Genomic DNA, 24,978 nt, shown 5'->3' on the forward strand with positions numbered 1-24,978 from the left:
AATAAGTTTAACGCTAATTAAATTGTCTTGTTATTTTATTAATTATCGTCTGTTTCGATTGATGAATTCGTTTTCGCTTCTTCTACTTTTATTTTGTTTAATTCTACTTTAGCTTCACTTACAACCTCTGTAAAATCTGGGAAGTTACTAATCACGCTTTCTAAGATATAAGTCGCCTGAAACGCATCTCCTAAAGCGTAGAAGTTCTTCGCCATAACTACCAAACCTTTTGCACTAAACAATTTATAGCTACCATAATCTTTAGCTAATTTTTGAATGGTTGTATTTGATGCTTCGTACTCTCCTGCTTTATTTTTAAAATAACCATTGTAGAATAAAGCTTCTGCAGCAACGCTTCCTGTAGCAATCTTTTCAACTTCGGCATAAGCTATTTTGGCTTTGGCTTCATTACCTGTTTCAATCGCAGAACGTGCAATCGTTAATTTAGCATCACTCTTAACTTTGTTATCTAATTTTGAATTGCTCAATACTTTTTCAGCATAACGTTCTGCCTTAACGTAATCTTCGGTTTGGTAATAGGCATTCATTAAATTCGACTGCGCATAAACCACATTCTGAGGATAATCAGCTTCTAGCTCTAAACGTTTTAATACCGGAATAGCTTTTTCCCAATTAGAGGTGCTTAAGTAAATCTCACAAAGTTTCACAATAGCTTGTTCAGTGTACTCACTTTTTGAAGCCTCAACAACGGCCTTATAATGTGGCTGTGCATTATCAAATAAGTCTTTTTTATAATATAATTGTGCTAAATAAAAATGCGCTTTTAGGTTATGAATCCCTTTTGGAAACTGCGTCAAATATTTATTAAACTGACGAATGGCTTTATCGGTTTCATTGTCTAAGTACGGCTTTTCTGCTGCTAAATAGGTGGTATTATCTAAGTCCACATCAGAAACCTCAACATAATCTAAAGTTCTAACCCAAGCAGCGTATTCATCTACCTTACCTAAATCGATATAAATTAAACGCACTGTAGAAACTGCCTGAACGGCTTCACCAGACCCTGGGAAATCCGTCGCTACTTTTTTGAATTTTGCCAATGCGCGTGTATTATCATTTCCATTATAATACACTAAACCTTGACGTAATAAAGCTTTTGAAGTAAAGGCACTTGTTTTGTATTCAGAATTTAAGCGATCATACATTTGCATGGCTTTGTCTGTATCGTTAGATTTTACATAAGAATTAGCCAACTCATACATCGCATCATCTCGTAATGCTGATTTAGGATACCTATTTATAAAAGAATTTAATGCTGAAATCTTATCAGAACCTTTTCCTAAATAGCCTTCACTCATAGCCACTTGAAATGCAGCATAATCCGATTCAATTTGATTAATCTGAATGGCTTTTTTATAAGCATCAATCGCATCATCATATTTACTAGACACAAAATAACCATCTGCCAATCTTAAATAAGCATCGTTTTGGCGCAGTTTGTCATTTGATTTATTTTTAATGAATTTCTCAAAATAGTTTGAAGCATTCGTATAATCTTTCAACTTAAAATACGTGTATGCTAAATTGTAATTCAGGTTTTCATTTTCTGCTAAACTTGAAGATTCACTAAAACCATCAAACTGTTTAAACCCAATTAACGCATCGTTATAATTGCCTAAATTGTATTCCGTTTCAGCTTTCCAGAAGGTGGCTTTAGCCACAAAAACGGGATCTATAGGTTCTTTTAGCGATCCATTAAAAAGCGTTAAGGCTTCATTATACTTATTCTCATTATATAATTCCACCGCTCTAAAAAAGGCTACTTTTTGATAAGCCGCTTTGTTTTCAAAACTGTTCTTCCCCTTTAAAAGTTCTAAGGCTTCCTTATAGTTCTTTGATGTGATGTATGAATCGATTAATAAGGTTTCAACCTCATCTTTATAACTCGTGTTTGGATATTGCTTTAAATACCCTGTTAAAACCTGAGGTACGGATTGGTATGGATTTCCAATATCATAACTAATCTTAGCGTAATTTAACCACGCATCTTCTTGAATTTTTAAATCATAATCCATTTGCGACGCATTTCTAAACGCATTTAAAGCTTCTTGCTTTTTCTCTAAATTGATATAACTCTCACCTAAATGGTAGTAGGCATTCTGAGCTACTGGATTATCGCCTCCTATAATTTTATTGAATTCTGAAATCGCACTTTCATAATCATTTTGCTTGTAATACGCATACCCTAATTGGTAGTAATCGGTATTATTCCACTTTCGGTCTTTGCCTTTATACGCTTTTAAATACGGAATAGCTTCGGCATACTTCTCAAGATTAAAATAGCTTTCTCCAATAATTTTAGATAATTCAGACTTTTCAGCCGCATTACTTTTTGGTAATTGTGCTTCGGCAAGTTCAATCGCCTTTTCAAACTTTCCTAATTTGAAATTTAAATCGGCCTGATAATAAGACAACTTCTCTTTGTACTTTTCGTTATCGCTAACTTGGTCAAAATACTCATTTGCTTTATCATAATCATCACCTTGATAGGCCATAAAACCTATGTAGTACTTCGCTTGCGAGCCGTATTCTTTAGAATTTACAACACGATTAAAATACTTAGTGGCTTTCTTTTCATCTTTAGTCGAATATAAAGTATAGCCATAATTAAAATTGAAGCGTTCCTTTTCGGCTTGCGCCATATTGCGCTCATCAACTCTATCGTACCACTTACGTGCGTATGCGTATTTTCCGTTGTTGAAATAATAATCCGCTACATCTAAAAAAGCGGTATTCTTTTTAGTGCTTGTTGGGTAATCTTCTACAAATTCTGTGATAAGATTGTCTGCGTTATTTTGATTTAAACGCACTGCGCAATTCGCTATATAATAAGCGCAATCAGATTCTATGGTGGCATCGCTTGTATTCAACTTTACATCGTCAAATAAAGTTTGGGCTGCTTTAAATTGATTGTTATTATATAAAGTCAATGCCTTTTGATAATCTTGAAACTCATTGGTATAAATCGCAGATTTTTGCGCTATAGCAAGTGAAGAAAATACAAGAAAAACGATGATTAATTGTTTTTTAAAGAACATCATTTGTTGAGTGTTTTATTGATGATTTTATGTTGTGGCAAATATAATTCAATACCAAATCTATAACGATAGAAAATGGTTATAATTATACACGGACTTATTAAATATTTATTTTCAATTGTGATCTATAGATATTCGCAAGTAAAACGGTCAGCAAGCCATTATAGAAGTTTATAATGACATTGGGAGATTCGATTTTTAAGTTCTATTTTTACATCTCGTTAAATCAGTGCTTTTATCCATGATAACTACTGATTTTTCTCATAATTGATTTCAAACATCCTAACCATTTCTGAACATCAAAAAAACTACAGAATTGGTTGATAAAGACCTATATTTTGAATAGAATAAACCAAAAATTAAACGAAAGCCAGAAGCTGTTATCTATCTATTTTACAGCTGGCTATCCCAATACAAACGATACTGTTACTATCATAGAACGCTTAGAAAAAAGTGGAGTCGATATGCTAGAAATAGGCTTACCGTTTAGTGATCCTTTAGCAGATGGACCAACCATACAAGCCAGTTCTACAGAAGCTTTAAAAAATGGCATGACAAGCGCATTGTTATTTGAACAACTCAAAGACATCCGGAAAACGGTTTCTATTCCCTTAATTATTATGGGGTATTTTAATCCAATATTACAATATGGTGTTGAAGCCTTTTGCAAAAAATGTCAAGAGGTTGGCATTGACGGACTCATAATTCCTGATTTACCTGTCGATGTCTATCATTCAGAATACAAAGCAACTTTTGAAAAGTATGGTCTAATAAACGTGTTTTTAATTACACCACAAACATCAGAGGAACGCATTCGTTATATCGATTCGGTTTCTAACGGTTTTATTTATATGGTAAGTTCTGCAAGTGTTACAGGAAGTAATTCTGGCTTTGGAGATGAACAAACTGATTATTTTAAGCGTATTGCAAACATGAAATTAAAAAATCCTCAAATTGTAGGTTTTGGTATTTCAAATAATAAAACCTTTAAGCAAGCGACACAATATGGGAAAGGCGCTATTATTGGAAGTGCTTTTATCAAACATTTAACTGAAAACGGAATAGACGCTATTGATGATTTTGTAAGCTCAATCTTATAATATGAAATTGCTCAACGACTGGAAGTTAATAATTCTACTTTGCTTAACCTTAGGCTTAGCACCTTTTTTTCCTGAACCACATCTGCTAGGCAAATTACGATGGATTGCCGGAGGAGCAAACGGAATGACTTTTAAGGATTGGTTTGATGTGGTCTTTCATGGCTTTCCTTTTGTATTACTAATACGATTAATTCTTATCAACCTAACACGAAAAAATGCCACTTAACATCGTTCTTATAGAACCCGAAATCCCAAATAACACTGGTAATATTGGTCGTTTAGCTTTAGCTTCAGGTTCCAAATTACATTTAGTAAAACCTTTTGGATTTGAAATTGATGACAAACGTTTAAAACGTGCAGGTCTCGATTATTGGCAACATTTAGAAGTTATATATTACGATAATATCGACGATTTCTTCTCAAAAAATAAAGCTGCTAAAATGGTGTTCCTATCTAGTCATGGTACCAAATCGCATTGGGATATTACCTTTGAAGATGATATGTTCTTAGTCTTTGGCAAAGAATCTGTGGGCTTACCAAAACCATTATTGGAAGAGCATGCAACGCAATTATTCCAAATTCCATTGTACAGCGAATCTATACGAAGTCTCAATTTAGCTAATGCTGTAGGCATTATTGTATATGAAGGCTTGAGGCAAATCAAATAGTGGCTTCAACCTTACAACTTTCCTTTTTATTCAGGAGTAAATAAGTATGTATTTAAATCTTGAGGTCTGATTCAAGAAAGTTAAGATCAGTTCGAATTAAAAAAAATTCAATTCTGATAAATAAAAAAAAACGTAAAATACATCCGTTTTAAATGGTTTTTGTAACTTTTCCTGAATTAAAACCTAAACATTGAAACACTCAAAAACCTATAATTTTTTCTCTGAATTTGCTCAAATCACCCTTGGGATTATCTTAGCCAGTATTGGTTTAAAAGCCTTTTTGCTACCCAATGGTTTTATGGATGGAGGCGTCACAGGTATAGCCCTATTAGTTAATAGACTAATTGGAGTAGACATTTCATTACTCTTAGTCATCTTCAGTTTACCCTTTTTAATTTTGGGTTATTATACGGTTTCGATACGAATTGTTATAAAATCTATACTTAGTATCCTTGCCTTTGCTTTATTAATTCATTTTGGAAATTATGATACCATTACGGACGACAAACTCCTCATCTCCATCTTTGGTGGTTTATGTTTGGGTGGTGGAATTGGTATTGCTATTAGAAATGGATCCGTTTTAGATGGCTCAGAAATTCTAGGAATCTACCTTAATGATAAATTTGGACTAAGTATTGGTAGAGTCATCCTTATGTTTAACATTTTATTATTCAGTATTACTGCAATGGTGGTTTCACTAGAAGTAGCGCTTTACTCCATTCTTACATACATTGTTACTGCAAAAGTGACTGATATGACGATTGAAGGGTTTGAAGATTTTATTGGTGTCACTATTGTGTCTAATGAATATGCCGCAATTAAGCATGCCATTATGATTGAATTGGGCGTAGGCCTAACCACCTACAAAGGTTCTAAAGGCTTTGGAAGCAATGGACCTCAGCAAGATTTTGATATTATTCATACCATTATTAACCGTATTGACATAAAGAAAATGCACCGTATCATTGAAGACATAGATGAAAACGCTTTTATCGTAGAGTTTGATGTAAACAATGTTAAAGGTGGTGTATTACGACACTATCTCGATAAGAAAAAAGGTAAGACTTTAGGTGGTAAATTATAAACTATCTGAAAATATTAAAATACTATAAAGCAAAAAAAAGGATGATAAAATCAATCCCTTTTATTCTTTTTTAAATAGTCTAAATACATATTTTCTACCTTGGTTCTTGCCCAAGGTGTACGTCTTAAAAACTTTAAACTCGATTTTACTGAAGGATTATCCGTAAAACAGCGAATATTAATTTGATAGCCCATATATTCCCAGCCATAATGTGCTTGCAGTTCTACTATGATCTGTTCTAATTTGACTCCGTGAAGTGGATTATTAGGTTGCGTTGACAAACTATAAACTTTTAACTAATTCTTTAATCTTAACCGCTTTTTCAAAATGATCTAATTGGTGCGTTTTAATCCACCACGTTGCAGCTTCCATTAATAACTCTGGATTGTCATTTTTGTTTTTAAAAAACGCATAGAAAGAAATGCCAACATTAGTGCCTTTTTGGGCAATCTTTTTATCGCAAACCGCTATGATTTTATCTTTTAGAGCTGATGTCATAGCTTAACGTCTACTATCGTTATTTCGACTACGGCTTCTACTTTTATTTCGGTCTGAACTCGTACTTTTAGACTTTCCTGAATTCCCCGAATTTTTATTATTAGAACCTCTTCCACGACCTTGATTTCTATTCTGACCTGGTTTAATTGGTTCTGTTGAAGCATTAGGATCTGGCTCAAAACCTTCAAGGATTTCAACTTCAATCTTCATCGCAATTAATTTCTCAATATCACGCAAGAAAGTCGTTTCATCTGCACTTACTAAAGAAATCGCTTCTCCACTAGCTCCTGCTCTACCTGTTCTACCTATTCTATGAACGTAGTCTTCAGAAATATTAGGCAATTCAAAATTAATAACATGTGGCAACAATGGTATATCTAAACCTCTTGCTGCAATATCTGTAGCTACTAAAACTCTGACCGATCCATTTTTGAATCCTGCTAATGCTTTGGTTCTTGCTCCTTGACTTTTATTTCCATGGATCGCTGCGGCTGTAATGCCATCGCTAATCATCTTTTTACAAAGCTTATTGGCTCCGTGTTTGGTTCTTGTAAACACTAAAACTTGTTTCCAATCTCCTTCGGAAATTAATTTTATAATCAGTCCTGTTTTTTTGCCTTTGGCAACACGATAAACTTTTTGCTGTATAACCTCAACCGCTGTATTTTCTGGAGTGGCTTCAACTTGAACAGGATTATTTAAAATAGAATACGCTAGTTTCTTAATATCTTTAGAAAAGGTTGCCGAAAACATAAGGTTCTGACGTTTAGCTGGCATAAGTTTCATAACGCGTTCTATATCGCGTAAAAAACCCATATCTAACATACGATCAGCTTCATCTAAAACAAATATCTCTACCTTATTTAAAGATAAAACTCCCTGGTTTTCTAAATCGATTAAACGTCCTGGTGTTGCCACCAAAACATCGACTCCTTGACTCAATTTATTAACTTGTGGTTTCTGATTGACTCCACCAAAAATAACCGTGCTTCTTAGGTTTAAAAACTCACTGTACTCTTTAACATTGGCATAAACTTGCGCTGCTAGCTCACGTGTTGGAGTTAATATTAAAGCTCTAATTGGTCTGTGCCTTTGCTGAGAACCATTAGATAATAAATGTAGTAGTGGTAATGTAAAACCTGCTGTTTTTCCAGTTCCGGTTTGTGCTGAGGCTAAAACATCTCTTCCTTCTAATACAGGAGGAATGGCTTTTGCTTGAATTGGTGAAGGTGTTTCGTATCCTTTTTTCTGGATAGCTTGAAGTAAAGGCTCAGATAGGCCCAATGATTTAAATGACATAAATAGTGTTTATGAAGCAAACTCTATTTATTTAGGTCACTCCTTTAATTTGATGCAAAGTTACGGCTATTTTAAGCTTGACTCTAAAAAAATGCCTATTATCTTCTAAATACTATGAATTATCGCGTTCCTGTAACTTAATTAACGGACTTGTGTCACGGTTTTTAAAACCATGTATCGAACTACTTATTATTAATAAAGCTGCACTTATAAAGGCAATATACATTAGTGTTTCGTTGTTTAATTTATTAGCATTTCCTATGCCAATTAAGGCCCAAGCTCCGACAAGTGCAAATTCTCTCATATTACGTTTCCAGGTAATTATGACATTTATAAACACGGCAATGGCAATGAGTATAATAGTCCAAATTACATCAGACAATCCAAAACCGTCCCAACCCATTTTTACTAAATACGTTGAAACATTAGCAATACTAGCCACGGTTACCCAACCCGAATAGATCACAAAAGGCCACCAAACAAAAGCAATAATAGGTAAGGGCTCATCGTCTAATGCCATTCTGTTGTTGACTACAATTTTTAATAATGAAAACAGTAATAAGAAAATAAAAATACAAGACACTCCTGTATATTCATAGATCCAAGCAAATACCCAAAGCGAATTAAATAAACATGAGAGTATAAACCACCAACCCGTTTTTAAGACAACATCGTCATTTTTAACGTCTTTAAACAAACCGCGCCCTTGATAAATAACAAAACCTACTAGCAGTAAATAAATAACTCCCCAAATGGCAAACGTATAACCTGCAGGTGTAAACAAAGACCTATAACTATTGGAAACTGCACCAATAGTGGTATTATTTAAAGTTCCTGTATTAGAGAGGTAATTGATGAATAGCGTTAGAAGTAAAGCTATTATATTCCCTATTTGAAGCGTCTTTTTCATGCTTTAATTTTTCTCTAATTTAAGACTTATGACGCATAAGATTAACTTATTCTCGCCATTATTTAACCTAAATAATAATTCATTCAACTTGTTCATCGCTCTTTTTCAAACTTTAAAACTGCTCTATTATTAGATTTTCCATGAATATTTCATGGATTTATAAAATTATTTAACGTTAAGAATTCATGTATATTAGCTGTTAGAGAAACACACATTAACAAAATTCAACTATGAAAGCACTACTCTTTTTTTTACTTGTATTACCACTACACCTTTTTGCACAAGAACAAACGAATTCAGAGAAGTTTTGGGCGCAACTCAAAGCACATTGTGGTAAGGCTTACGAAGGCGAAATTATTGAAGGTGGAAAAGCAGGTGATGGCTTTACAGGTGAAAAATTAGTCATGCATGTGCGTTCTTGCAATACTAATGATATTAGAATTCCATTCTTTGTAGGTGAGAACAAATCGCGTACTTGGGTGTTACATATGAATGACGAAAAAATAATACGATTAAAGCACGACCATAGACATGAAGACGGATCGGAAGAAGATTTAACCCAATATGGCGGCACGAGTGCTAATCAAGGTTTGGCCAATTTACAAATGTTTCCTGCCGATGCTCATACAGCAAAAATATTACCGGCGGCCTCAACCAACATTTGGTGGTTTACCATAGACGAAACAAGTCTAACCTACAACTTACGTCGTTTAGGTACTGATCGTTTATTTACGGTGCGTTTTGATTTAACTAAAACTATCGAAACACCAGATGCGCCTTGGGGAACTGAAGATTGAATAAAACGACCTTAGTGAGTATTATAAATCGTTGGTTTGGATTTTAAAGTAAAACCTTATAATGCAGACAACATACGTTCAACCTCAGCAATGGTTGCGCCGTAAAGTTTTCTGTTGGGTTTTGTTAAGCGTTTTGATTCTGTTGCGATTTCTTCTAATAGCTCCTTCCCTTCTGACCTTCTATTATTTTCTAAATAAAATTTAGCCAGCGCTAAACGTTCTGCATAATTTGAGTATGGCCTGTCTATTTGTATTAATTGGGCTTCGGCTTCATCCGTTCTTCCTAATGCATTTAACGCTAAACCATAACAGAATTGTTGTTTTGAACCTTTAAATTCTGATTTTCCTTTTATCCGTTCTGCCTGCTCAATTACTGCGTTATAATCCTTAAGTTGAAAATAACACAATACTAAATTTTGCCTTGCATACAAACCATCTTGAACTGTATCTTCTAGCGTTTTCTTATAATTGATAATCGCATTAGGAATATCTTTATTTATAAAATAAGCATCAGCTAATTCAATTCTGTTGGTGTAGGTATCAACAAATTGAAGCTTCTTTTCTAAATCTTTTATTTTTTTAGTCGGATTAAGAACCGTTGTGATTTCCTCTTGAATTTTTTCTGCATCACTTTTGTTAAACATCTGAGTCACGATATAAATCAAAGATCCAATGGCAGGAACAAAAAAGATAACAAAATACCAGTAAAAAGGTTTATTGTTTTTATAGGCATGATATAAACAATACACCTGAACAACTATAAGTAAGTAATACATATATTCAATTTAAGGCACTACGGATTTATTTATCTTGTAAACACCAATTCATTCTCTGAAGATAATGCTTCGCTAAAACCATAGTTTTCATAATTAAAACCTTTAATATCGTCAATGGTTTTTGCATCCGTATCAATAATATATCTCGTCATTAATCCTCTAGCTAATTTTGCAAAGATGGCTATGATTTTATATTTATCGTTTTTAAACTCTTTGAAGGCTACATTTACAACTGGTACTTTTAAAGTTTTGGTATCTATCGCTTTAAAATACTCTTGACTTGCCAAATTGAGAAAAATTTCGTCATCTTCCAACTCTTCATTTAAAGCTTTGGTCACTTTCTTCTGCCAAAATTCATAAAGGTTTTTGTTTTTACCAACTGGCATTTTTGTTCCCATTTCCAATCGGTAAGGTTGTATTAAATCGAAGGGTTTTAAAACACCATATAATCCTGATAAAATCCGAACGGTGTCTTCTACCTTATCTAATTTACTAGAATCTATCGAATAAGCATCTAAACCTCTATATACATCACCACTAAATGCATAAATGGCTTGTCTTGCGTTATCTTTTGTAAAAGGTAATTCCCATTCTTGATTACGCTCGTAATTCAGTTGCCCCAAATTATCTGAGATATGCATCAATTGAGATAAGCTCTTAGCCGATTTCTTTTTTAATACCTTATTTAAACGCTCTGCTTCATTTAAAAATACACCTTGCGTGGTTTTTGTTGTTGGCAATTTGGTTTCGTAATCTAAAGATTTTGCTGGTGATAGTACTAGTTTCATAATAATGCCCACAAAAGTGGCTCTCATTAAAAGTTAAACAATTTTTCTTTCTCATTGTAAAAATACAATGTAAATGCTCGTGTTTCAAATATTAGTGAGAACTAATCTTGATAGTGATATAACGATAGTCTATTTAAAATTTTGGTTAAGATATTAATCCATGTGCTTAGCGTAATGCCTCCATTTTTCTACACATTGCGCAATATCTTCAGGAATTTCAGATTCAAATCTCATGAATTCATTCGTCGTTGGATGCACAAAACCTAAGGTTTTGGCATGCAAGGCTTGTCGTGGTAAGATCTTAAAACAATTATCTACAAACTGCTTGTATTTTGTAAATGTTGTACCTTTTAAAATGCGTTCTCCACCATAACGTTCGTCATTAAAAAGCGTATGGCCAATATGCTTCATGTGTACACGAATTTGGTGTGTACGACCTGTTTCAAGCTTACAACTCACTAACGTTACATAACCTAAACGTTCTATGACCTTATAATGTGTTACAGCTGGTTTACCTAGTTCTTCTTCATCATCTAAGAATACCGTGTTTTGCAATCTATTTTTTGGGTGACGCCCAATATTACCTTCTATAGTGCCTTCATCTTCTTCCATATTTCCCCAAACAAGTGCAACATACTCGCGCTCACTTGTTTTTTTAGCAAACTGATTAGAGAGATGTGCCATGGCATGTTCCGTTTTAGCAACCACCAATAAACCACTGGTATCCTTATCTATTCTATGAACCAATCCTGGTCGCTCACTTGAGTTATTTGGTAGGTTTTCGAAATGAAAAATTAAAGCATTTATTAAGGTTCCAGAATAATTACCATGTCCAGGATGCACTACCATACCTGCTGGTTTATTAACGACTAGCAAGTCATCATCTTCGTACACCACGTCAATTGGAATATCTTCTGCTATGAGAAGATTCTCATGAGGCGGATGTTCAAATTTAACGGTAATATAATCATTGGGTTTTACCTTGTAATTCGATTTAACAGGAACATCATTTACAAAGATGCTGCCATCTTTTGCAGCGGCTTGAATTTTATTACGCGTGGCGTTTTCAATAAAATTCATTAAGTATTTATCGATACGTAACGGTTGTTGCCCCGCTACAACTTTAAAAGCGTGATGCTCATAAAGTTCGTTTTCTTCTTCTGAAATATCAGGAATATTTGGCATTATCTTAAATTATAGTTTACCATTACCTAATACCAAGTCGATCTTAGATGTTAAGGGTAATAATGTGCCTGGTTTTAATGTCTTGCCTTTATGGGATATAGAAATTACACCCTCACCTATGGCATCTTTATAGGTTATTTCACCAATCTCAAACCCCAAAGCCTCCAATTGAGGTTTAGCTTGCCTAAACGTACGTTTCAAAATATTAGGCACTTCTACCTTGCGATAACCTGAAGGATTTAAGATTAAATATATTTTGCGATTTTCTTTAACTTCTGATCCTGCTATTGGATTTTGTTCAATAACTGAATACTTCGGATACTTCGGATTATAATTGGCGGAATCCTGTATTTCCATAGCTAAATCATAATCCTTTAACTCTATACTAACCGTCTCTATAGATTTACCTTTTAAATCCGGAACAATTATAAATTTACCATGCTTGGTAGATACATTTAACCATTTTAAGGTTACAAACCCTAATACAACAAGGGCTACAATGGCTAAGGCCAATTGTTTAAAAAATACTTTACTCGTAAGAAACTTAACAAAACTCATATGCAAATAATTGTTGACAAAACTAAGAAATAATAACGACACAAAAATAAAATACGTATGAATAAGAGAATTAGATTCTTGAAAATAATTGATACTTTTACGCTGTGGCTTTTTTAAACTAAAAGATACCCACTTTTGTGGGCACTAAAGATGAAGAAAAATATTGCAATTATAATGGGCGGTTATTCTAGTGAATATAAGATCTCCCTCAAAAGTGGCAACGTGGTTTACAACACGTTAGACAAAGAAAAATACAATGCTTATCGCATTCATATTTTTGAAAATAAATGGGTTTTTGTTAATGATATGGACGAAGCGTTTCCCATAGATAAAAATGATTTTTCGGTTTTAGTGAATGAAACCAAAATACAGTTTGATTGTGTTTTTAACGCTATTCACGGTTCACCGGGTGAAGATGGTTATATGCAGGCCTATTTTGAATTATTAGGTATGCCGCAAACCAGTTGTGCAATGTACCAAGCTGCATTAACATTTAATAAGCGTGATTTGTTAGCGACTTTAAAACCTTACGGTATAAAAACCGCAGAAAGCTATTATCTTAATTTTGGAGACACTATTAATGAAGATGCGATAGTTGCAAAAGTAGGCCTCCCTTGTTTTGTAAAAGCTAACAAAGCGGGTAGTAGTTTTGGAATCTCTAAAGTGTACAAAAAAGAAGACTTGCAAGCTGCCATTGAAAACTCTTTTAAAGAAGATAATGAAATTATTATTGAGCAGTTTTTAGATGGTGTTGAAGTTTCTGTTGGTGTGATTTCTTATAAAGGTGAAACACTTGTGTTACCAATCACAGAAATCGTTTCTGAAAATGACTTCTTTGATTATGAAGCAAAATATTTGGGACAATCACAAGAAATTACTCCTGCTCGTATTTCGGAGGACTATGCTAACAAAGTGAGAACTGAAGCTAAAAGGATTTATGAAATCCTTGGTATGAAAGGCTTCTCTCGAAGTGAATTTATTTTTAAAAATGATGAACCTTTTTTATTAGAAGTAAATACCGTTCCCGGATTAACCAAAGAAAGTATTTTACCTCAACAAGCCGCAGAAGCTGGTATTAGTTTGAAGGACTTATTTGGAAATGCTATTGAAGAAGCTTTGAATAAATAATAATTATATTTGAAATCATAACGGTTTCTAATTCATTACGGAAACCCCAAAAAAAACATCATAATGAAACGAGCCATATTTCCTGGATCTTTTGATCCCATAACAAACGGTCACTACGATATTATAGAACGTGGCATTAAATTGTTTGATGAAGTTGTTGTTGCCATAGGGATTAATGCCGATAAAAAATACATGTTTTCATTAGAAGAAAGAAAAGCATTTATTAAAGAAGCTTTTAAAGGTACGCCTAATGTAAAAGTCGTTACCTATAAAGGATTGACTATTGATTTTTGTAAAGAAATAGATGCTCAATTTATTTTAAGAGGTTTAAGAAACCCCGCTGATTTTGAATTTGAAAAAGCTATTGCTCATACGAATAGAAGATTATCAAAGATTGAAACTGTATTTTTATTAACTGCGGCTAAAACCTCATTTATTTCGTCATCTATTGTTCGTGATGTAATTAGAAATAATGGCGACTATACTGTTTTAGTACCAAAAAGTGTAAGGATTGATTCTAAATAAAATTATGACGTAAACGACCTGCATAAAGCACCTCACCATTTAAACTTTAATACAAAAAAATCTACTACTCTATTAGCTCGTTAAATTTGTGTTATCACGACTGCGCACTCACCTATTAAATTCTTTTTTTCTGAAAATCGTATAGGTTATAATTCTACATTTCAAACGTTAAAATGTGATATGGGGAAATTCAATCTGCAGCTTAGCTTTTTTTTCTGTTAGTTTTTGAAGAAACTTTTGATGGGCTTCAGACTCTGGATGAAATGGTTTATGTTGAAGTCCTTTTTGTATAGTTTTCACGGTTTCCATAGTACTTGAAGCCGTTTCTGAAATCCACACTTCTTGGAAGCGTTCCCAAATGTAATTAATAGCAGTTCGGTTAGGATGAATCATATCTTCAGCATAGAATCGATAATCTCGCAGTTCATCCATTATGATCTCCGTATGATGGAAAATAATAAAGTCCTTTTCTAGGTTCAACAACATTGTGGATTGCAGCAATTAAATGCGATTTACTCTGTGTATTTTCAACAAAACCATCCTTAATATGTCTTACAGGAGACACTGTAAAAAGAACATTTCCTTTAGGATTCACACTTTTAACTAAAGCAATAATCGCTTGAAGGGACTCTGTAATCGCTTCTACAGAAAGTAATTCTTTTAAAAATTTCTTTTGTGAAACTTTATGACAATTGGCTACAATAGTATCCGTCTCTATCTCTCTATAAACCCAAGAGGTGCCTAATGTAATTATAAAATGACTTGCTTCATTTATATGTTGATGAGTGCATTTAATTTGAGCATTCAAACCATCTAATAATTCGGCTTTTGACGCTGAACTTAATTGAGAATGCGCTTCAAAACAATGCCATTGTTCATTTTGAAAAAAGATATCGTTTTCTGTATATACTTTTTCGTTAATCGCATTGGTAATTAAATTTTCGATTGCTAAAGGCTGAAATAAAATACCAAAAGGATTAACTGCAGATTGAAACTTAAAATAACTAAACTTCTCACCTATATTTTCAGAAAAGCACGAACCAAGTAACAACAATTTAGAGTTGTAATCTATTTGGTTATGCTGTTGTGGTTTTAATGGTAGTTGCGTTAGTAGTTTCATGTTATAATTTTACACAGAGATTCACGGAGTCCCACAAAGTCGCACAGAGAAAGAAGAGCTTATAATTTAACATTATTCTTCTTATTAACTAAATGACTTTAATTCAAAAAAAGCACGAAACTAAAACCTTATTCTCTGTGAGTATCTGCGTTTTTCCTTTGCGAATCTCTGAGTAATTTCGATCTTACAAATAGTTTTTCGCAGCCTCCAAAGCAGCCTCAATCCCATCTGCATTTTTACCTCCTGCAGTGGCGAAGAACGGCTGTCCTCCACCTCCACCTTGGATGTGTTTGCCTAATTCTCTAACAATAGTTCCGGCATTTAAACCTTTACTCGCTACTAATTCCTTAGAAATATAACAAGACAAAATTGCCTTACCATCATTTTCAGCACCAAATAACAAGAATAAATTATCAAATTGACTTCCCAATTCAAAACAGACATCTTTAATTCCTGACGCATCTAAATCTAATTTCTTAGCTAAAAATTGAATACCATTAATTTCGGTTAATTCGTTTTTCAATTCTCCTTTAATATTTTTGGCTTTATCTTTTAATAGGGCTTCAATTTGCTTTTTTAAATCGTTATTTTCATGTTGAAGATTTTCTAATGCTTTTACAGGTTCTTTAGCATTATTTAGCAAGCCTTTCATTTCAAGGTATGCTGTATTATTCTCAGAAAAATAATCTCTAACCGCTTTATTTGTAATAGCTTCGATACGTCGTATACCAGCCGCAACTGCTCCTTCAGATACAATTTTAAAATGCCAAATATCAGACGTATTTTTTACATGAATTCCTCCACACAATTCCATAGATTTACCAAAACGAATTGTTCTCACCGTGTCACCATATTTCTCACCAAATAATGCCATAGCTCCTTCTTCAAGAGCTTTTTCCATTGGAATATTGCGTTGTTCTTCTAAAGGTAATTTACCTTCAATTCTGGCATTTACAAAATCTTCTATTTCTTGTAATTGCTCTGGTGTTACTTTTGAAAAATGCGAAAAATCGAATCGTAAGGATTTTGGTTTTACCAAAGACCCTTTTTGTTCAACATGCTCACCTAATATTGTTCGTAGTGCTTGGTGTAATAAATGTGTTGCCGTATGATTGCTAGAAGACAATGCGCGGTGTTCACTATTCACTACAGCCTTAAAACTTTCGTTTAGATGTTCTGGTAAATTTTTACTAATATGGATAATAACATTATTCTCCTTTTTAGTGTCTAAAATATAAATCACATCTCCATGCACATCTTGTAACACGCCTTTGTCTCCAACTTGCCCACCTCCTTCAGGATAAAATGGTGTTAAATTGAAAACTAACTGATACATTTCTCCATCTTTTTTAGAGGTTACTTTTCGGTATCTGGTAATTTTTACATTAGCCTCTAAGGCATCATAACCAATAAATTCTTCAACATCATCTTCTGCCAAAACCACCCAATCTTCGGTAGAAGTTTCACTTGCCGAACGCGATCGTTCTTTCTGCTTCTGTAACTGATCGTTAAAGCCTTTTTCGTCTAATTTTAAATGTTTTTCGGATAAAATCAAAGCCGTTAAATCAATTGGAAAACCATAAGTATCATACAACTCAAAAGCTTTTTCACCAGAAACGGTATCACCTTTTGTTTCTTCAACTATGCGATTAAGCAATACTAAACCTTGATCTAAAGTTCTTAAAAAAGATGCTTCTTCTTCTTTTATAACGTTTTCAATTAATACTTTTTGTGCTCTAATTTCAGGAAACGCATCCCCCATTTTTTTACTTAACACATCAACTAAACGATATATTAAAGGCTCTTTTTTATCTAAGAACGTAAATCCATAACGCACAGCTCTCCGTAAAATTCTACGAATAACATAACCAGCCCCTGTGTTACTTGGTAATTGTCCATCTGCAATCGAAAATGCTACCGCTCTAACATGATCTGAAATAACGCGAATTGCAATATCAACTTCCTCATTATCACCATAGCGCTTTCCTGTAATGATTTCTATTTCACGAATAATTGGTGTAAAAACGTCAGTGTCATAATTAGATTGTACTCCTTGCAGCACCATACACAAACGTTCAAAACCCATTCCTGTATCAATATGCTTATTTGGTAAAGGTTCTAGTGTACCATTTGCTTTTCGGTTGTATTCCATAAAAACCAAATTCCATACTTCAACCACATGTGGATGATCCATGTTTATTAAAGTCTTTCCATCAACCTTTGCCTTTTCTTCAGCAGATCTAATGTCTACGTGAATTTCACTACAAGGGCCACAAGGTCCTTGATCTCCCATTTCCCAGAAATTATCTTTTTTATTACCTTTTAAAATACGGTCCTCAGAAATGTATTGTTTCCAAATATCATAAGCTTCTGTATCCATTTCAAGGTTGTCATTGTCATCACTACCTTCAAAAACAGTAACATAAAGTATGTTTTTATCAATACCATAAACTTCAGTTAGCAACTCCCAAGCCCAAGCAATGGCTTCTTTTTTAAAGTAATCCCCAAAACTCCAATTACCCAACATTTCAAACAATGTATGATGATAGGTATCGTAACCAACTTCTTCCAAATCGTTATGTTTACCAGAAACTCTTAAACATTTCTGAGAATCAGAAATTCTATTGTTCTTAGGTTCTGAATTCCCTAAAAAGTATTCTTTAAAAGGCACCATACCAGCATTAACGAACATTAATGTTGGGTCATTCTTAAGTACCATTGGTGCAGAAGGCACAATAAGATGTTGTTTTCCTTCAAAGAAATTCAAAAATTTAGAGCGTATGTCTTGAGACTTCATATACTGAATTTAAAGCTTGTTTGTATTTAATTACCGCAAATGCAAAACAATTTTTTATCTTTGGTTGCTTTGCGAATAAATGATAGACACTAATTATGTTTATAACCCTGCAAAAATAGTATAAATTCAAACATGGCTAAAGTAAAATATTATTATGATTCAGAAACGCTTTCTTATCGCAGAATAAAGCGAAAAAAAGCGACAACCATAAAGTACGCAATGGTGTTCTTAAGTGCTGCTGCACTATTTGGAGTATTATCGTTCTTTATTGCTAGTCAATATATTCAGTCGCCAAAAGAGCGACAAATGGCTAGAGAATTGCAAAACATGGAACTCCAATACGAATTGATAAATAAACGTATGGACGATGCCATTGCTGCACTAGAAAATGTAGAAGAACGCGACAATGCCATTTACAGACTTTATTTTGAAGCGAACCCAATACCAACCGAACAACGCAGAGCTGGTTTTGGAGGTATTAACCGTTATAAAAAATATGAAGGTTTTGACAATAGTAAATTAATAGCAGAAAGTAACAAACGCTTAGATATTTTAGAAAAAGCTATAGTTGTACAGTCTAAATCTTTAGATGAAATCGCAAAATTGGCAGAAGACAAAGAAAAGTTTTTAGAAGCCATACCTGCCATTCAACCAATAAACAACGTAAATTTAACACGTATGGCCTCTGGTTATGGCTATAGAACAGACCCCTTTACAAAGGTTCGAAAATTTCATTATGGCATGGATTTTACAGCACCACGAGGCACTCCTGTTTATGCTTCTGGTGATGGTGTCGTTGTACGTGCAGATAGCCGGTCTACGGGTTATGGAAATCACATACGAATAGATCATGGTTACGGTTATATTTCTTTATATGCACACTTGTATAAGTACAATGTTAAAGTAAATCAGCGTGTAAAACGTGGTGACTTAATTGCTTTTGTAGGTAGTACAGGACGTTCAGAAGCGCCACATTTGCATTATGAAATATTTAAAGATGGTGAACGCATCAATCCTATTAATTTTTATTATGGTAACTTATCCGCTGAAGAATACGATATATTACTTAAGAAAGCGTCATTAGAAAACCAATCCCTCGATTAAAATGCATATAGACTTACCAGAAAAACGATATTACGGCATTGGAGAAGTAGCTAAGGCTTTTAAAGTAAATGCCTCCTTGATTCGTTTTTGGGAAAAAGAATTTGATGTTTTAAAACCGAAGAAAAACGCAAAAGGTAACCGTAAATTTACTCCTGAAGATATTAAAAACCTCAAGTTTATTTACCATTTAGTAAAAGAAAGAGGCTTTACACTTGAAGGTGCAAAAACTCATCTCAAAGAAGAAAAAAAACAGACTTTAGAGAAATTTGAAATTATCGAAAAGCTTGAAAGCATAAAAGCACAACTTAACAAAATTAAAACACAACTTTAAAACTAAACTATTATGAAAAAATGGCTAATTCCTGTTATTATTATTGCACTATTAGCGTTTGCAATTTATCAATGGGCTGTAGGATTTAACAATACTGCTGTAGAATATGAAGCTAATGCTAAAACAGCCTGGTCTAATGTTGAAAGTTCTTACCAAAGACGAAATGACCTTATAGGTAACTTAGTTAAAACAGTACAAGGAGCGGCTGATTTTGAAAAATCAACTTTAACAGCTGTCATTGAAGCTAGAGCAAAAGCAACGTCAACAACAATTGATGCAAGCAATTTAACTGCTGATAACATGGCACAATTTCAACAAGCACAAAGTGGCTTAAGCGGAGCATTATCAAAATTATTAGTGTCTGTAGAGCGTTATCCTGAATTAAAAGCGAATCAAAATTTCTTAGAGCTTCAAAGTCAATTAGAAGGCACTGAAAATCGAATTAATATCGCTAGAGATCGCTACAACGAAAAAGTAAATATTTATGACATACATACTTCAAAATTCCCAGGATCAGTTTTAGCTGGTTGGTTTGGATTTGAAGAAATGCCTAGATATAAAGCAGATGCTGGAAGTGAAAATGCACCAGATGTTGATTTCGACTTTAAATAAAATTTAATTATGCCAAATATTGAACAGTTCCTTACTTCTAACGAAGAAGCAGAAATTGTTGAAGCGATTAGAATTGCTGAATGTGATACTTCTGGTGAAATCCGAGTGCATATAGAACAGAAATGTGACAGTGATATCTACGAGCATGCTTTAGAGGTTTTTCATTTTTTAAAAATGGATAATACTGCCCAACGAAATGGTGTGCTCATCTATGTTGCCGTAGATAATAAATCATTTGTCATTTGCGGAGACCAAGGCATAAACCATATTGTAGGTGCAGATTTTTGGAATTCTACACGTGATAAAATTGCAACTCAATTTAAATCAGGAAACTTTAAGCAAGGTATAATTGATGGCGTTAGAGAAGCAGGTAAAGCATTGGCGCAACATTTCCCTTGGGATCATAACGATAAAAACGAGCTGGACAATACAATCTCAAAAGGATAATGCAAAACATAAAACACATCGCATTTAAGGTTTTAGTACTACTACTTTTAACTAGTCCACTAATAGGACTAGCACAATATAATATTCCTGAAAAACCTAAATTTCAAACTAGTGTTTACGATGATGATATTCATTTATTATCGGCATCAGAAAAAAGCAATTTAGAACAAAAACTAATACGCTATTCTGACTCTACCTCAACGCAAATAGTGATTGCTATTATTGGTTCAACCAATGGTGAATATATCAATTATTTAGGAGCACAATGGGGTGAAAAATGGGGCATTGGACAAGCAGACAAGGACAATGGTATTTTTATTCTTTTAGCAAGAAACGATCGAAAAATAAACATCAGTACAGGTAAAGGTGTTGAGCATTTACTTACAGATGCTTTAAGTAAGCGCATTATAAATAATGATATTATTCCTTACTTTAAAAAAAATGATTATTACGGCGGATTAAACCGTGCTACTGACGTCATTTTTGAAGTGATGACTGGTGAATATAAAGGCACAAGACAAACAGAAAATGAATTCCCTTTTGAAGTCCTCTTTTTTCTATTCATCATTTTTGTAATATTTATCATAGCAATTTCCAAAAGTCGTGGTGGCGGAAGTGGTGGTAATGGAGGCAACCACTCAGATAGCAGAAGCTTATTAGAAGCCATTATTTTAAGCAATATGGGACGTGGTAGCTATTCTAAAGGTTCATCGTCTGGCGGATTTGGAGGCTTTGGTGGCAGCTCTGGAGGTGGAAGCTTTGGCGGAGGTGGTTTTGGTGGCGGCTTTGGAGGCGGAAGCTTTGGAGGCGGAGGTGCTTCTGGTGGCTGGTAAATTTAGCCACGGTTTTTAGTTGCAGTAATCAGTATTTTTTTTCTATTCAAAAATTTATTTATGCGATTCAAATTTGTCTTTCAAATTACACTTGTCTTCTTTTTGTTTTTAAATTGTAAAGAAAAGCAAGCTGATGTTGAAACGTCATCCTCGTATATTCCATTAAACACATCTCAAAAACGAGTTGTAGATTTAGCCCATTTATTTTCAAACGTTGAAAGCGACTCTTTAACTTATAAAATCATTGGGTACGAAAAACGCACCACAAATCAAATTGCTATTCTTACCATAGACTCCTTACCAAATACTACAAACATTCAGAAATTTGGAACTGAAGTGGGGCAAAAATGGGGAGTTGGCACAAAAGAAAAGAACAATGGTTTACTCATAACAATTTCTAATTACGATAGAAAAGTTGCCATTTCAACAGGATCTGGCACAGAACAAACCATTTCTGATTACGAGTGTAAAGTTATAATTGACAATATTATGGTTCCGGAATTTAGAACACGTAATTATTATAAAGGTATAGATAAAGCTATAGATTCTTTAATTCAACTTTGGGATTAATCGAAAAAGATAACACCTCCATCATCAGTTTCTCCTTTACTTCCCAAGCTATTAAACTTATAACTTAGGCTTAGCATAAAGTATTGTCTTAAAACGGTACTCTGCTTGTCTTCAATATAATCTTGTGTTGCTATGCGCATAGCATTGGTATTTTGATTTAATAAATCGTACACTTTTAAGGTTACAACAGCCTTATCATTAAACATACTATAGGCTAAAGTTGAATTCCAAAACCAAGCACTTTTCTGAAAACCATCGGCGACATTAGGATTATAATTAAAGCTAACATCATTTCTCCACTCAAAGTTTTTAGGTAAAAACGTAGCGGTTCTGACTCCTGCATTATGACTTGTAAATTGTCTATCGTCAAACGCCTCAATATCATAGGCCGTATTGGTATAACTTATCTGGTAATAAGGTTTAAACTCTAATACTTTATCCCATATAAAATCGATACCAAGTCTTGGTGAGATTCTATCAGACTTACTGGCATATTTTACATCGTTATTAAAATTAATACTTTCAGACGTATTATAACTTCCCCTGAATTTTAATTTAATAGTTCTTAAGGTATCAATCTTAAAGTCTTTATTATAATTTATCCAAGAACCAATATTATAATTACCATCAACGTTAACATAAGTCGTCGTTCGCTTAAGTGTTTCTTCATCTATAATGGTTTTAGACACCACTTCATTATCTGAAACACTAGCATTAACTCCAACATAAAAGCCCGTACGTTTTTGCCAATCAAACCCATTATATCCAAGATAAAAACTATGGTTGTTTGCAGGTTCTAAATTAGGATTACCAATGATAGTTTGAAGTGGGTTTGATACGTCTTCGTAGGCTTGAAGTTGACTTAATCCTGGTGGCTGATTTTCTAACCAATAATTAGCATAAATGGAAGACTTTGGACTAAACGTATAGCTAACATAAGAATTCGCTTCTATATTTTCAAAATTGCGTTCGACATTAAATTCTGGTCGTAATAAATCTTGATTTTTTAAAGTTCTCATATTGTAACCTAAACCGAAACTTGTAGATAATTTTTCACCTCGATACGATAAGCCTACCGATGGAATACTTCTATAATCTGTGTATTGAAAATCTGTACTTAGATCCGTATTAAAATCCGTAAAACCCTGTGTGATATTATTAAAATCGAAAGTACTTTCTCTGTTATTGTCTTTATCTCTAGCGTATTTATAATCGAAATTCAAGAAGAATTTTTTCGTTATTATTGGTAATCTATAAGATAATTTTGTGGACACACCATAGCTGTTATTTTCTCCATCAGTAAACTGATTTCTATCAATAATTTCTGGATTGCTACCAAAAACTTCGGTATTTGAATCTAAAAAATCATCACTGTCTTGTTGATTGATACGCGTTTCTAATTCGGCTTTAATAAAAGCTCCTTTATTTCCTAAACGCTTAGTCACAGAAATTTGATTCGAAAACCGTCTTACTACACTCTCTACATTGGAATTTACATTAGATTGATTGGTTAGTAATAAATCTTCATCTAAGGTTTCTTCATAACTACGATATCTCGTTCGCGATGTTGAGTATCCAAACGAAGGTTCTATATTAATTTGAAAAGTAGAATCTGTTTCAATTTCAAATTCCAAATTAAAAGAATGATTATCGGTATCGTTATCAGATTTAGAATTTGAATTGGTAAAAAAACGTGAATCCGATAAAATAGTTTCGCGCTCAGATGACGTTTCATTTTCAGAATTACTTGAAGAGAAAAAATAATCGGCAGACACATCTGTTTTTTCACCTATAACATCGGCATAGTTAACCCCTGCATTTTGCGATGTGGTAATCCCTTCTCCTCCGCCAAAAGATCGTCCTCCTAACGTAAAAGAACCATTACTACTAAACGAAACTCCGCCTCCACGACCAAACATTTTAGAAATCTCGCCAAAGCTAAAACCTGGTGTATTAGTATTATTACCTCCTGCAAGCACACTTATACGCCTATCATTATCAAACAAGTTTATCATTCCGGCAAGCTCATAACGCTCATCGGTTCCTGCTCCTGCAGAGACACGTCCAAAAACTCCTTTATTGTTTTCTTCTTTAATGGTAAGATTTATGGTTTTATTTTGTTTATCGCCTTCTTCTCCTGTAAAGGCTTCCGATTTGGTTTTTGTATCTACAACTTGAATTTTTTCAATTATATCTTTCGTTAAATTCTTGGTGGTAATAGTTGGATCGTCACCAAAAAAGGGCTTGCCATTCACTAAAATTTTATTGACACTTTTACCATTAACTGTAATGTTACCTTCTTCATCAACTTCTACTCCTGGTAATTGCTTTAATAAATCTTCAACGTTGGCGTCTTTTTTTGTTTTAAACGATTTTACATTAAACTCTAAGGTGTCTTTTTTAATCGTTATCGGAGCCGTAGATTTTACTAAAACTTCACCTAATTGATTATCTAAAGGCATTACTATGGTACCTAAATCTATCTTGTCTTTATCTATTACGATTTCCTTAAAATACGTTTTGTAACCTACATAAGACACGTAGAAATTTAAACTTTTATCGTAGGTTGAATTTTCAATTTTAAATTTCCCATTTTTATCTGTAATTGTATAAGTCACTACCGAACTGTCTTTTACACGTTCTAAATAAACTGTTGCAGATTCTAAAGGCAACTCTGTATCCTCTGCTTTTAGTGTTCCTATAATTTCGAATGATTTTTCTTGAGAAAATGATTGTAGCGCAAGTAAAATTGCAAAAACTAAACTTAGTTTTTTCATGTGATTGATTGG

General features: G+C 33.6%; 24 protein-coding genes and 1 pseudogene. 13 read left to right on the forward strand and 12 right to left on the reverse strand.

The genetic code is table 11. The annotated features are described in order from the left end of the window. Window positions 1-38: 38 nt before the first annotated feature. Complete coding sequence (locus ACXGSQ_RS17505; RefSeq protein ID WP_458627420.1) at window positions 39-3,062, reverse strand: tetratricopeptide repeat protein; 3,024 nt, start codon at window positions 3,060-3,062, stop codon at window positions 39-41. A gap of 335 nt (window positions 3,063-3,397) precedes the next feature. Between ACXGSQ_RS17505 and trpA the strand changes: the two genes are divergently transcribed. The 4 genes from trpA (at window position 3,398) to ACXGSQ_RS17525 (ending at window position 5,911) form a co-directional block, all read left to right on the forward strand. Continuing rightward, window positions 3,398-4,159, forward strand: coding sequence for a tryptophan synthase subunit alpha (gene trpA, locus ACXGSQ_RS17510; protein ID WP_458627421.1), 762 nt, complete (start codon window positions 3,398-3,400; stop codon window positions 4,157-4,159). 1 nt (window position 4,160) lies between these two features. Next, window positions 4,161-4,385 (forward strand): hypothetical protein, encoded by a 225-nt coding sequence (locus tag ACXGSQ_RS17515; protein WP_458627422.1) that lies wholly within the window; start codon window positions 4,161-4,163, stop codon window positions 4,383-4,385. Next, window positions 4,375-4,827, forward strand: a complete 453-nt coding sequence (locus tag ACXGSQ_RS17520) for a tRNA (cytidine(34)-2'-O)-methyltransferase (RefSeq protein ID WP_458627423.1) — start codon at window positions 4,375-4,377, stop codon at window positions 4,825-4,827. The genes ACXGSQ_RS17515 and ACXGSQ_RS17520 overlap by 11 nt, the downstream gene beginning before the upstream one ends. Window positions 4,828-5,017: 190 nt before the next feature. Further along, on the forward strand, window positions 5,018-5,911 hold the full coding sequence (locus ACXGSQ_RS17525) for a YitT family protein (protein ID WP_458627424.1): 894 nt from the start codon (window positions 5,018-5,020) through the stop codon (window positions 5,909-5,911). Between the two features lie 50 nt (window positions 5,912-5,961). Here the strand turns inward: ACXGSQ_RS17525 and ACXGSQ_RS17530 are convergent, their stop codons facing one another. From ACXGSQ_RS17530 to ACXGSQ_RS17545, 4 genes are all read right to left on the reverse strand, one after another. Further along, on the reverse strand, window positions 5,962-6,192 hold the full coding sequence (locus tag ACXGSQ_RS17530) for a VF530 family protein (RefSeq protein ID WP_458627425.1): 231 nt from the start codon (window positions 6,190-6,192) through the stop codon (window positions 5,962-5,964). A 1-nt stretch (window position 6,193) separates the two neighbouring features. Beyond that, entirely contained in the window at window positions 6,194-6,409 is a 216-nt protein-coding gene (locus ACXGSQ_RS17535) for a DUF6500 family protein (RefSeq protein ID WP_458627426.1), read from the reverse strand. Between the two features lie 3 nt (window positions 6,410-6,412). Next, window positions 6,413-7,708: a DEAD/DEAH box helicase gene (locus ACXGSQ_RS17540; RefSeq protein WP_458627427.1), complete on the reverse strand. Its 1,296-nt coding sequence runs from the start codon at window positions 7,706-7,708 to the stop codon at window positions 6,413-6,415. Window positions 7,709-7,820: 112 nt separating this feature from the next. Further along, window positions 7,821-8,618, reverse strand: coding sequence for a tryptophan-rich sensory protein (locus ACXGSQ_RS17545; protein WP_458627428.1), 798 nt, complete (start codon window positions 8,616-8,618; stop codon window positions 7,821-7,823). Between the two features lie 230 nt (window positions 8,619-8,848). On the opposite strand from ACXGSQ_RS17545, the gene ACXGSQ_RS17550 reads away from it, so the two are divergent. Beyond that, window positions 8,849-9,415, forward strand: a complete 567-nt coding sequence (locus tag ACXGSQ_RS17550) for a hypothetical protein (protein WP_458627429.1) — start codon at window positions 8,849-8,851, stop codon at window positions 9,413-9,415. Window positions 9,416-9,471: 56 nt separating this feature from the next. Here the strand turns inward: ACXGSQ_RS17550 and ACXGSQ_RS17555 are convergent, their stop codons facing one another. From ACXGSQ_RS17555 to ACXGSQ_RS17570, 4 genes are all read right to left on the reverse strand, one after another. Beyond that, a complete protein-coding gene (locus ACXGSQ_RS17555; protein ID WP_458627430.1) occupies window positions 9,472-10,059 on the reverse strand; it encodes a hypothetical protein in 588 nt (195 codons plus the stop codon). Window positions 10,060-10,220: 161 nt separating this feature from the next. Beyond that, a complete protein-coding gene (gene yaaA, locus ACXGSQ_RS17560) occupies window positions 10,221-10,979 on the reverse strand; it encodes a peroxide stress protein YaaA (RefSeq protein ID WP_458627431.1) in 759 nt (252 codons plus the stop codon). Window positions 10,980-11,132: 153 nt separating this feature from the next. Next, complete coding sequence (locus ACXGSQ_RS17565) at window positions 11,133-12,164, reverse strand: RluA family pseudouridine synthase (protein ID WP_458627432.1); 1,032 nt, start codon at window positions 12,162-12,164, stop codon at window positions 11,133-11,135. Between the two features lie 9 nt (window positions 12,165-12,173). Continuing rightward, a complete protein-coding gene (locus tag ACXGSQ_RS17570; RefSeq protein WP_458627433.1) occupies window positions 12,174-12,722 on the reverse strand; it encodes a PASTA domain-containing protein in 549 nt (182 codons plus the stop codon). A gap of 150 nt (window positions 12,723-12,872) precedes the next feature. Here ACXGSQ_RS17570 and ACXGSQ_RS17575 point away from each other — a divergent pair, with 150 nt between their 5' ends. Beyond that, window positions 12,873-13,850 (forward strand): D-alanine--D-alanine ligase, encoded by a 978-nt coding sequence (locus ACXGSQ_RS17575; protein ID WP_458627434.1) that lies wholly within the window; start codon window positions 12,873-12,875, stop codon window positions 13,848-13,850. A 63-nt stretch (window positions 13,851-13,913) separates the two neighbouring features. Further along, window positions 13,914-14,375 (forward strand): pantetheine-phosphate adenylyltransferase, encoded by a 462-nt coding sequence (coaD, locus tag ACXGSQ_RS17580; protein ID WP_458627435.1) that lies wholly within the window; start codon window positions 13,914-13,916, stop codon window positions 14,373-14,375. Between the two features lie 168 nt (window positions 14,376-14,543). Here the strand turns inward: coaD and ACXGSQ_RS17585 are convergent. Both ACXGSQ_RS17585 and alaS read right to left on the reverse strand, forming a co-directional pair. Then, window positions 14,544-15,495, reverse strand: a pseudogene (locus ACXGSQ_RS17585) (GSCFA domain-containing protein). Window positions 15,496-15,679: 184 nt separating this feature from the next. Continuing rightward, window positions 15,680-18,292, reverse strand: coding sequence for an alanine--tRNA ligase (gene alaS, locus ACXGSQ_RS17590; RefSeq protein WP_458627436.1), 2,613 nt, complete (start codon window positions 18,290-18,292; stop codon window positions 15,680-15,682). Between the two features lie 132 nt (window positions 18,293-18,424). Here alaS and ACXGSQ_RS17595 point away from each other — a divergent pair, with 132 nt between their 5' ends. The 6 genes from ACXGSQ_RS17595 to ACXGSQ_RS17620 are packed head-to-tail and all read left to right on the forward strand — an operon-like array spanning window position 18,425 to window position 22,189. Next, entirely contained in the window at window positions 18,425-19,396 is a 972-nt protein-coding gene (locus ACXGSQ_RS17595; protein ID WP_458627437.1) for a M23 family metallopeptidase, read from the forward strand. A gap of 1 nt (window position 19,397) precedes the next feature. Beyond that, window positions 19,398-19,727: a MerR family transcriptional regulator gene (locus tag ACXGSQ_RS17600; protein WP_458627438.1), complete on the forward strand. Its 330-nt coding sequence runs from the start codon at window positions 19,398-19,400 to the stop codon at window positions 19,725-19,727. A gap of 12 nt (window positions 19,728-19,739) precedes the next feature. After that, window positions 19,740-20,339, forward strand: a complete 600-nt coding sequence (locus ACXGSQ_RS17605) for a LemA family protein (protein WP_215924688.1) — start codon at window positions 19,740-19,742, stop codon at window positions 20,337-20,339. Window positions 20,340-20,348: 9 nt separating this feature from the next. Further along, entirely contained in the window at window positions 20,349-20,786 is a 438-nt protein-coding gene (locus ACXGSQ_RS17610; protein WP_458627439.1) for a TPM domain-containing protein, read from the forward strand. Next, window positions 20,786-21,619 carry a TPM domain-containing protein gene (locus tag ACXGSQ_RS17615; protein WP_458627440.1) on the forward strand — a complete coding sequence of 278 codons (834 nt, stop codon included), beginning with the start codon at window positions 20,786-20,788 and terminating at the stop codon, window positions 21,617-21,619. The genes ACXGSQ_RS17610 and ACXGSQ_RS17615 overlap by 1 nt, the downstream gene beginning before the upstream one ends. A 60-nt stretch (window positions 21,620-21,679) precedes the next feature. Then, complete coding sequence (locus ACXGSQ_RS17620; RefSeq protein ID WP_458627441.1) at window positions 21,680-22,189, forward strand: TPM domain-containing protein; 510 nt, start codon at window positions 21,680-21,682, stop codon at window positions 22,187-22,189. Here the strand turns inward: ACXGSQ_RS17620 and ACXGSQ_RS17625 are convergent. Then, on the reverse strand, window positions 22,186-24,966 hold the full coding sequence (locus tag ACXGSQ_RS17625; RefSeq protein ID WP_458627442.1) for an outer membrane beta-barrel protein: 2,781 nt from the start codon (window positions 24,964-24,966) through the stop codon (window positions 22,186-22,188). The genes ACXGSQ_RS17620 and ACXGSQ_RS17625 overlap by 4 nt on opposite strands. Between the last annotated feature and the right edge of the window lie 12 nt (window positions 24,967-24,978).

It is taken from the genome of Winogradskyella sp. PC D3.3, assembly GCF_054366245.1.